The organism is Cuspidothrix issatschenkoi CHARLIE-1 (assembly GCF_002934005.1).
Taxonomy (GTDB): domain Bacteria; phylum Cyanobacteriota; class Cyanobacteriia; order Cyanobacteriales; family Nostocaceae; genus Cuspidothrix; species Cuspidothrix issatschenkoi.
The window spans coordinates 1-10,530 of the sequence record NZ_PGEM01000018.1 but is presented as its reverse complement, the minus strand read 5'-3'; the positions used below and the strand labels follow the sequence as shown (position 1 = coordinate 10,530).

At 34.6% G+C, this 10,530-nt stretch carries 8 protein-coding genes and 1 pseudogene; 4 read left to right on the top strand and 5 right to left on the bottom strand.

Annotated elements, in window-relative coordinates; translation table 11 throughout:
• Window positions 1-212: 212 nt before the first annotated feature.
• Window positions 213-1,202, bottom strand: a complete 990-nt coding sequence (locus tag CUN59_RS02560; RefSeq protein ID WP_104386360.1) for a carbohydrate kinase family protein — start codon at window positions 1,200-1,202, stop codon at window positions 213-215.
• Window positions 1,203-1,464: 262 nt separating this feature from the next.
• Between CUN59_RS02560 and pedR the strand changes: the two genes are divergently transcribed.
• The 4 genes from pedR to CUN59_RS02540 all read left to right on the top strand — a co-directional run bounded on the left by pedR (window position 1,465) and on the right by CUN59_RS02540 (window position 5,713).
• On the top strand, window positions 1,465-1,740 hold the full coding sequence (pedR, locus tag CUN59_RS02555; RefSeq protein ID WP_104386359.1) for a photosynthetic electron transport-dependent transcriptional regulator PedR: 276 nt from the start codon (window positions 1,465-1,467) through the stop codon (window positions 1,738-1,740).
• A 348-nt stretch (window positions 1,741-2,088) separates the two neighbouring features.
• Entirely contained in the window at window positions 2,089-3,816 is a 1,728-nt protein-coding gene (locus tag CUN59_RS02550; protein ID WP_104386358.1) for an asparagine synthetase B family protein, read from the top strand.
• Window positions 3,817-3,820: 4 nt separating this feature from the next.
• On the top strand, window positions 3,821-5,119 hold the full coding sequence (locus CUN59_RS02545; RefSeq protein ID WP_104386357.1) for an AAA family ATPase: 1,299 nt from the start codon (window positions 3,821-3,823) through the stop codon (window positions 5,117-5,119).
• An 18-nt stretch (window positions 5,120-5,137) separates the two neighbouring features.
• Window positions 5,138-5,713 (top strand): hypothetical protein, encoded by a 576-nt coding sequence (locus tag CUN59_RS02540; RefSeq protein WP_104386356.1) that lies wholly within the window; start codon window positions 5,138-5,140, stop codon window positions 5,711-5,713.
• Between the two features lie 13 nt (window positions 5,714-5,726).
• Here the strand turns inward: CUN59_RS02540 and CUN59_RS02535 are convergent, their stop codons facing one another.
• The 4 genes and pseudogenes from CUN59_RS02535 to CUN59_RS02520 form a co-directional block, all read right to left on the bottom strand.
• Entirely contained in the window at window positions 5,727-7,034 is a 1,308-nt protein-coding gene (locus CUN59_RS02535) for a toprim domain-containing protein (RefSeq protein ID WP_104386361.1), read from the bottom strand.
• Between the two features lie 107 nt (window positions 7,035-7,141).
• A complete protein-coding gene (locus CUN59_RS02530; protein ID WP_104386355.1) occupies window positions 7,142-8,344 on the bottom strand; it encodes a diaminopimelate decarboxylase family protein in 1,203 nt (400 codons plus the stop codon).
• Window positions 8,314-10,020 carry an asparagine synthetase B family protein gene (locus tag CUN59_RS02525; RefSeq protein ID WP_104386354.1) on the bottom strand — a complete coding sequence of 569 codons (1,707 nt, stop codon included), beginning with the start codon at window positions 10,018-10,020 and terminating at the stop codon, window positions 8,314-8,316. Before CUN59_RS02525 ends, CUN59_RS02530 begins: the two co-directional genes overlap by 31 nt.
• A 164-nt stretch (window positions 10,021-10,184) precedes the next feature.
• Window positions 10,185-10,530, bottom strand: a pseudogene (locus CUN59_RS02520) (DUF3859 domain-containing protein); the annotation flags it as partial.

The window sequence follows — 10,530 nt, the reverse complement described above, 5'->3', positions numbered from 1 at the left end:
GGGTGCGTCAGATATCAACAATCTGTTTATTTGCAGGATTTATGCAGTCTGACGTGGTTGGTGAGCTTGTCGAACCACACCCTACCAATGTGCCAGTTGCGTAAGTCCTGTAGATATCAAATGATTATAACAGGAAGCAGGAGGCGGGGGGGCAGGAGGCAGGAGTAAAGATAAATACTGTTCCCTGTTCCCTGTTCCCTGTTCCCTGTTCCCTATTCCCTGAATTCAAGTTGATGGGAAGCCAGAAAAGCATCTACTTCTCCGGCAGTTGGTTGGGAGGCGATCGCTCCTGGTTTAATAGTAGTTAATGCCCCCACAGCACTGGCATAGGTGACAATTTTTTTCGCTATTTCTCCATCTTTAAGACTGTGAATTCCTACTTGTTGTAATTGATGGATAAATCCAGCTAAAAAACTATCTCCTGCACCGGTTGTATCAACAACAGACATAGCAAAAGCAGGTAATTTACCTTCGTTTTCACCTAAACAATAGGCGCAACCATTTTCCCCATCTGTCACTAAAACTCCTTCTAAGGAATTAAGTCTGTAAGTAATTGCTCCTGGATCTGTAGTCTCAAATAACCATTGTGCTTCTTCTTTAGTCAATTTGAGGAAATCAAATCGTTTTAATAATGCCAAAATTTTGGTTTTAGCTGTATTTTCATCTTGCCAAAATACAGGGCGCCAATTGACATCAAGAATAATTTTCAGATCATATTGTTCTGCTAACTCCAACGCTCGCAAAACAGCTTTTTCACTTTCGGGATAAGCTAATTCTAGTGTTCCTACTACCAAAAAATCGGCTTCATCAAAGAGCGTAGGTAGTAATTGTGCTGCTTGGAGGCGAGTATCAGCAAATTCTGAAGTATCGTATTTACCAAAACCGGCAAAAGAGCGATCGCCCGCCAAATCCCTAACTACATAAACTTGTCTCGTTGGCGCTGTAGAATGTCGTTGTACACCCGTTATATCTACACCAACATCTGCTAATAATGTTACTAGTGTGTTCCCAGGTTCATCCACCCCCACTGCACCAATAAATCCTGCTGATGTCCCCAACTTCACCAAAGCACAGGCCACATTAGCTGGCGCTCCTCCGGGGTAGGGAGTCCATGATTTGACTTCTTCTAGCTTCAGCCCTAATTGATTGGCTAAACAATCAAACAAAACTTCGCCAAGACATAAAACAGAGGGATTACTCATATCATTTTTGATTTACGATGGGGCATTATCAATCTAGTTTGACACTATGGTATTTCTCAGGTAAGCAATAAAATACATTTTTATAAATCCTAGTTACAATAAGCACATTTGATCTATAGCTTCTATGACTACAAACCTAAAATCAAAAGAAAATCTTTGCATTAGTATTATTAGCAACATTTAAAATTATCTACCTCGGAAAGAATCTTCTAAAATGAGAAATAAGACTTGAGTACATATACCAAGGGAGGAATAGTAAGTCATGGCTGCAAGTGAGTCTGGGACAAATGTTAGTCTGTCAGACAGAGAACTGCAAATTATAGACTTAGTGGCCGCTGGCTTAACTAACCAAGAAATTGCAGGAAAACTGGAAATTAGTAAACGTACAGTTGATAACCATATCAGTAATATTCTCACCAAGACTAAAACTGATAACCGTGTGGCCTTGGTGCGTTGGGCATTACAATGGGGAAGAGTGTGTTTAAATGATATTAACTGCTGTTCTCTTCCATCTCGAAATGATGAAACTAGCTGCTAATTAGACAAATTAGCAATTAAAAAACCATTTTCTCAGGTTTTTAGCTACTTTGTATATTTTGGGAGTATGGATAGTTGATTTACGCTGTTGTGTACTAATTACTTTATATATTAGGATGCCTTTTCCAAATTGGAAAAAACCTTAATTTGTAGGTTGGGTTGTTCGCGTTAACGTTGCGAAGTAATAGCATGAAACCCAACAAATCCGTTGGGTTGCGCTGTCGGTTAACCCAACCTACAGAAAATGGACAAGGTATTGATATTAGAAACGTAAACTAAAAGTACAGATATTTCTAAGCGTAAATCAATTATCCTCTAAAAAAAAATCAAATATTAATTATCCAACCTAATGCTATTTAATTTTTCTAAAAAATCACAATCTCCTGTTACAAATATTACATTAAATCCTGGCTGGCTTGTAGCCTATGGCAAGTTAGATAATTTACGAGAAGATGTAATTTGGCAAGATGATCAATTTGCAGTTATTTCTACACCAGAAAATTTTGCTATTAGCCCTAGTCAAACATTTATAGTAGTTGGTGATATTTGGTTAAGTAATCGTTTAGAATTACTCCAGAAATTAGCACTTGATCACGATAACATTAGTAATCAACAAATCATTTCTCAACTTTGGGAAAAGTATCATTTTGAATGTTTATCCCTATTAATAGGAATGTTTAGCTTAGTAATTCGGGATCGAGAAAAGCAAGAATTATATTTAGTCAGAGATGCCATAGGCAGCAGGACTTTATATTATACTACTCATAGTTTAACTTCCTGGATTGCGCCGAAATTAATCACCCTTGCATTCCATCGCAGCGATAATTTAGATGTCATTGCATTACGAGATTATTTATGTTGTGCATTTGTGCCAGGAGAAAGAACTCTTTGGCAAGATATCAAAGAAATTCGTCCCGGAACATTGATAAAAATGCCATCTTATCAAGTTTATCACTATTGGCAACTCCAAGAACAAATAATAGATAAAAATCAACCTTTAGAATGGTATGGTGATCAATTACGTACTTTACTTAAACAAGTTGTTAAAGAATATTTACCGAAAGATCAACCCGTTGGTGTATTTCTTTCTGGTGGTTTAGACTCTAGCAGTATTACCGCATTAACAGCAAAATTACATCATGCACCAGTTCATACCTATTCTATTCACTTTGGTACAGAAACACCCAATGAATTAGAATTTTCTAGTTTAGTTTCCCAATATTGTCACACTCAACACCACATCTTAGAAATCACCTTTCGGGATATGTGGGAACGTCTACCAGAAACAATGTTATATTTGGATGATCCTATAGGTGATCCGTTAACAGTGCCAAATTTATTAGTTGGGAAACTAGCACGAGATAACGTAGGAATTACCCTGAATGGAGAAGGAGGAGATCCTTGTTTTGGTGGTCCAAAAAATCAACCAATGTTAATTAATAGTTTATATAGTGCCATTAATAATCAAGATTCTCTCCAAGCTTATTTAATATCTTTTCAAAAGTGTGCTGTAGATTTACCACAACTTTTAAAAACCGAAATTTGGCAAATTTTGAAAAATGAATCATCTGTATTTTACCATGATTTGAATAGCGGTGTTAATTATTTAAATAGATTAATGACATTGAATATTAAATTTAAAGGTGCAGATCAGATTTTAACAAAGGTAAATAACTTAACTCAAGCAGCAGGTTTACAAGGATTATCACCTTTATTTGATCAGCGAGTCGTTGATTTTAGTATGCAAATTCCCCCAGAATATAAACTTTCAGGAGTGGAAGAAAAAGCCGTTTTAAAAAATGCAGTCAGGGATATTTTACCAGATACCATTATTCATCGTCCTAAAAGTGGAATGATGGTTCCTGTACAATTAGGATTTAGGAAATATTGGCAAAAAGAAGCGCGAAAATTATTGTTAAATAGAAATAGTCAAATTTCTGCCTATATCAATCAGGACATATTGCGGAACTGGTTAGATTTTCAAGGTGATATTTGGGGGCGTTATGGTGTTAAACTATGGTTATTGGTGAGTTTGGAAATTTGGTTGCAGGTGAATAAATCAGGATTAAAGAAATAGTCAAATGCTAAAAGAACTTCATTTAAGGTCAGTTGGACCATCTCCTCAATTTGATGTTGAATTTGCGGATAGATTCAACATTTTTACTGGTGATAATGGACTAGGTAAAAGCTTTTTACTAGATGTTGCTTGGTGGGTACTTAGCGGAAATTGGGTAGAACAACCCGCTTATCCGCAAAGAAATACAGAACAAACCCCAGAAATTATCTCCCAAATTAATACTCAAGATGGTGCAAAAGACTATCAAAGTAGCTTTAATTTTTCTGAACAAAAATGGTTAAATGAGCATTTACCTCTTGAACTAAACGAGGTAGTTATTTTTGTTCGTGTTGATGGAAGTTTTTCTGTTTTTGACCCTCTTCGTAACCGTGATAATGCCTATATTTTTACCACAGATACACTTTGGAACGGATTGAAACTAAAAAGAAAATCTCTTTGTAACGGTCTACTTCAAGATTGGATAAATTGGCAAAATCAACCACAGAAAACACCATTTTATATTTTATCTCGTGTAATTAAAAAACTTGCCCCCCATCCTGATGAATGGATAGAAATAGGAGAACCAACACGAGTATCTGTAGATGATGTGAGAGATATTCCTACAATTAATCTTCCTTACGGGAATATTCCTATTACCCAAGCATCAGCAGGAATGAAGCGTATTTTGGGACTTGCTTATTTATTGGTATGGACTTGGTTTGAACACCTAAAAGCTGCTGAACTAAAGCAGCAAGAACCAATGAATCAAATAGTTTTACTCATTGATGAAATCGAGTCTCATCTGCATCCTCGTTGGCAAAGAGTGATTTTACCATCTGTTTTATCAGTGATAAATGATGTTCTACTAGAGATGCCTGTCGTTACTACTCCGCCTTTTTTCATTCCTTACCGAATCGAAAATATACAGCAAAATATGAAAATACAAACTTTAGTGACTACTCATTCTCCACTTGTGCTGGCTTCATTAGAACCTATTTTTGATGAAGAACAAGATAAACTATTTTTATTAGAACTACAAGGAAACAACGCTGATTTAAATGAGGTTTTTTGGACTAAACAAGGAGATACAGTAGGATGGTTAACTTCGGAAATATTTGGACTAAAACAAGCGCGTTCTCAAGAATCAGAAACCGCAATTGAAGCAGCAGAGGCATGGATGCGTGATGATGATATGAGTAATTTTCCCGAACATTTAAGAACACAATCACAAATACATCAAGAACTGCTAAAACTTTTACCAGGACATGATCCATTTTGGCCGCGTTGGATAGTCACAGCAGAAAGAAGAAATTCAGGTTTATAATCATCATATTCAATAAAAATGTTAAAGTTTAATCCACCACCAGAACCGCCAGATTTTGATAAAAAAGCAAGACAACCAGGTAATAACTGGTTAGCAAAAAATCCAGATCCCAAAAAAAGACCAAGAGATTATTGGTCAAAATTCAAAAGTGATTTAGCTGATGGTTTTAATAATCTTTGTGGTTATAGTGTAATGTATGAACCTGTGGGAACTGTAGACCATTTTTTGTCTTGTGAAAATCATCGTCATTTAGCTTACGAATGGAGTAATTACTGTTTTATTTCTGGTTGGATTAATAGTAGTAAAGGTACTCTAGATAATCAGATTCTTGATCCATTTGAAGTTGAAGATGATTGGTTTGAAATTTTGTTACCTTCCCTACAATTAGTCATGACTGATACAGTACCACCACATCAACGCCAAAAAGCTGAATTTACTTTACAAAGATTACATTTACAGGATGATGAAAGAGTTATTCGTCAACGCCAAGCATGGTATCAGATGTATCTTAATAGTGAGATTACTTTAACAGGATTAGAAAAGAAAGCTCCATTAATTGCTCGTGCAATTAGAAAAAAACAAAAAACTTCTTAGCACCTATTTCCACTTAACCAAAACTTTCAACAATATAAATATCATTACCAGAATCACCAATCAAAATCATACTACTATCATCGCTTGCTAAATTCAGACTTCCAGAAATACCATTTCTGAGAACTTTAATTAAAATTTGTGGACTAAAAGATTCTAACTCAACAAAATTACCAGCATCTAACCAAACTAATTCTTCTTTAGATAGCGTCTCACGAATTTCTAAATGTAATTCTGTAGCTTTTTTAGCTAAAGAATCTGTATTTTGGACAAACATTCCCCGCTTATTTGCCAGAATTTGACGAGGTAATAAACCTACATCAATAATTGTGACATCATTATTTAAAAACCAAGTTTCACTACTACGAAGATGATGGACTAAACTAACACCTTTAGGACTACAATCATGTAAAGCAAACACTTGTAAATCTGGGTTACGTTTAACCATTTCCATAGTTGTGGTAAAAATGCTTTGAGGATAACCAGTAATACTCAAAATTGCACAGTTATTTTCAAAATGGAAGTTATTAGCAATTAATAATTGTGCAATATTAGCACTATCACACACTACCAATCTATCAAAACTATAAGCTGTAACTTCAGGATTTATAGATGTTGAATCAACTTCGGAAATGATTTGTTGTTGTACAGAAGGTAATACTTTATCAATTGTACCATTAATCTCCTGCCACTTTGTTAACCAACCTTCCACAGAGGACAGAGAAACTATCAAATCTTGAATACTTGTAGCAGGATCAATTTTTTGTTGACTGAGAAATAATGCTGAACCTCCTAAAATAATTACAGCAATCATAATTGGTGGAGATTTTAGTAGAAAACTAATCAAACTTCCTACTAATAAAATCACAATACCAACAATTTTTAAAGATTTTGCACTAGCTTTACGTCCTGTATAATTGAGCTGAGGAGATTTAGTTTGTTGATATAAACAAATAATTGTGATTACCTGAAAAATTAAATTACAAACTAGGAAAGAATTAGGTAAAAATGCACTGGTAAATCCTCCAAAAAAAAACGTTACCCAAATGTTGAAGAATATATATAAACCGATATTTCCTCCAACTGAAGATGCTTTACGTCGGATGCGATTTTCTAGAAAATATAACAGTTGTTTGGGTGTAAAATATAAAGTATTGTTAGCAGAAATATCAGCTAATATTTTAGCAAACATAGGATCTGTAATTTTCGCAGTTCCCATTGTTGTTGGTTCAAAAGCAAAAGGATGATTACACTGTTTACATCTTCCTTGATTTCCTGTTCTGTCTTTTAAATTATTCTCAGTTCCACAGTTAATGCATTTCATAGGTTTTTTTGGTAATGGGTAATGGGTAATGTGTTGAAGATCCCCGACTTCTTGTTTAAATCTTGTCATTAAATGAATAAGTTATCTGAGAAGTCGGGGATCTGGAGTTAGTAGATTTGATTATTTAGTAAAACGCTGTAATCTTCACGTTTTCTAATTAAACGATGTTTCCAGTTTTCCCATAAAATCTCCGCAGGTTTAGGACGATGTAAAAAGTGAGATGACATTGCATAACCATAAGCACCAACATCTAAAATAGCGATAATATCACCAATTTCTAAAGCGGGGAATTGGCAATTTTTACCTAAATAATCTCGTGAATATGTGGTATTTCCACAAATATCAGTGAGATAATTTTCAGAAGTTGGATTTTTCCAACTTACGATTTCTCGATAACCTCCATGTACAGCAGGAACGGAAATATTAGCTATAGTAGAATCTACACCAACAATTTGTTTTTGATTTTGCCATTTTACAGATACAACCTTTGCTAACATTGTTCCACAACCAGCTACAGCAGCACGTCCTGGTTCAATAATTAAATTAATATTTTTATCTAAGTTGCTAATTCTTTTACTTAATTCATCTCCAAATATTTGCCAATTAAAAGCTGCACCTTGATGATGATAGGGATAACCAAAACCACCACCAAAATCTAAATATTGCCAATCTGGTAAATTTTGTCCTATCTCTAAAATCTGATCAATTGCGTCAGTAAAAGCAGAAGTCGCGTTAGTTCCTGTACCCCGATAAAAATGTAATCCTGTAATTTTTAAATCTGCCTTTTTAGCAATAGCAACAGCTTGATTAAAATCAGCTAAACTAACACCAATGCGACTATCTCCTGAAATATTTAAACGTAAACCAATATTTAACTTTTCCTGTGGGTAATCTAAAAAAACTTTACACAACAAACGCAACTGAGAAATACTATCTAAATTCAGAGTAGTCACACCCCAATTTAAAACCTGTGACATTTCCTCCCGATTCAAATTACTGCCGCTATACACAATATTATGGGGTGCAAAACCAGCATTTAAACCTAAATAAATATCTCCTGGGGTATTTGCATGAAGTCCCCAACCAGCATTTTTAAAGATTTTTAATAATGCAACATTGCCATTTGTGACACTCGCAAAATGAAACTGGGTGCGGGGATAAGTGAAAGATTTGGTAATATGGGAAATAGTCTGGCGTAAAATATCGCCATCATAAACATATAAAGGAGAACCGTAAATTTGTAATAATTCCTGAGCGAGTTCTAGCGAAAATGGAGTTGTTAAGGTTGGAATTTTTTGTATTGTTTCCATAACCAATTAGGGAATAAAAATGGATGATTCCAAGACTTTGAACCTAGTTTGATTCCAAAAACGTGAGTATACCAAAGTTCCCACATCATCAGTAACCACAGTATCTCACCTATCCGCCGTCCTTGAATATTTCCTCCTAATTGTCCTGTAATAATTTGTGCTGCTATATCAGGGTAAAAAATATTTTCTGCCTTTAGTATACCAGGATTTAGCCAATTACCGATATCATGCCAAAAATTCTTTACACACCAAGAGGTTAAGGGAACACCCATACCCCGCTTTTGTCTCCAAACAATTTCTGATGGTAGCCAATTTTCTACAGCACGTTTGAGTATATACTTTTCACAAGCACCTTGTAAACAGAGTTCTCCAGATAGTTGAAAAGTCCATTCTGCTAATAGTAAATCACAAAAAGGCGATCGCACATTTAACCCCTGAGTAAATCCCAACGCAGTCGCACGGGGATGGATATTTTGCGCTCCTTTTAACATCAAACTAGCACGACGCAAACGATGTAATAAGGAAGGACAAAAACGAGCATCAAGAGCATCTAATAGCCATTCCTGGGCATTTAAACTTTGAATCTGGGTATAAATTTCTGGCTGATAAACCTGTTTTTCATAACCCCAAAGACGATGAAAAGTTCGCAAATATTGGTGAATAAAACTTTCATTTTTTTGAGGATGTTCAGCTTGATAAATACCCGCAGCAATTAAAGGTTTATTTGTCCAACCTGCAAATAATTGATCACCACCTTCACCATTAAAAATCACCTGAGTTTCTTGAGAAGCAACTTTATTTAACAAATATAAAGGAACAGTGACACCATCACCAAAAGGTAAATCTAAAGCTTTAACAGTGGGAATAATGGCATTTTTAATATTCTGGGGACTAGCATCAACTTTAATTAAAGGAATATTCAGAAACTGCGCTACCTGTTCCGCATAGGGATATTCAGAAATACCAAACTGACCAAAATCTAAAGCATAAGCGCGAACTTTTACCCCTGCTTGTACTAATAAAGCAGCAACTATTGAGGAATCTAAACCACCAGATAGGAAAACTCCTACAGGTTCATCTTTTAAATCAGTAATTTGTTTTTCTATGGAATTTTTTAGTAATTTTTGTAATTGAGAAATTGCGGTATTTTCATCTTTAATTTGTTCTTGTAATTCATTCCATTGATAAACTTTTCTAACGTCAGGATAACCAATATTATCAATATCAAAAATTACCTCATTTCCCGCAGCTACAGAAAAAATCTGATTTACAGGAGTTAAAGGATTGGGAATATAAGAAAAACAACTATAACCATATAAACCAGCAATACTAATTTCTGGTTTTTCTCTGATTTCTAAAAGTAATTTTAATTGAGAAGCAAACCAAATTACATTATTTTGTTGAGTCCAAAATAAAGGAACTTGTCCAAATGCTTCTCTACCCAAAATTAACCTATCTGCTTCTAATCTTACCCAAGTATCAGGTTCAGAAAATCCAGACGCTGACATAGCTGCAATGGTATTTTCTGGTAAAGTCGGCACAGAATTACAACCTATATAAATAATACTGCAAACAAATTTTTCTGCCTTACTTTCTGTTTTTATTCCTGTCCATTTTTGGTGCAGAAATTCTTGTTTTTGATTACCCCAATAACCGATAAAATGATAGGGAAACATATAGTTTAAACTATAATTTATTGATGAGTATAATATATTTTAACAAATTATTTAAAAATTCAGGTGAGGGTATAAGATCCCCGAATTCTAAGATCAATTGATCATTTATGGACACAATAAGAAAAGTTGGGGATCTCGGTCATACAAACTAAATGCACAACAGCTTATTTAACTATAAATGTTTCTTCGCTAATTTTTCTTCCTTCTAGTAATGTTTCTACTTTCCAATTACCTACATTTGCAGTAGAATTAATAGTATAACGACAATAGGTATCCCAAATAGAAGTTTTAATTTCACGGGTTTGATAGTTATTTTGTTTAACAATTTGACCACTAGGATCAATCCAATTACAAGTAAGAGATAATTTTTTACCTATTGGTGCATCTTTTAAAGTGATCCGATAAAAAAGTTCAGGATTAGATTGACGATCAATTATTGGCAAAGTTCGATTATCAGCCAAGGTAATTTTATCTTGTTGAACAGAAACATTAGCCACTAAAGAACTCTGT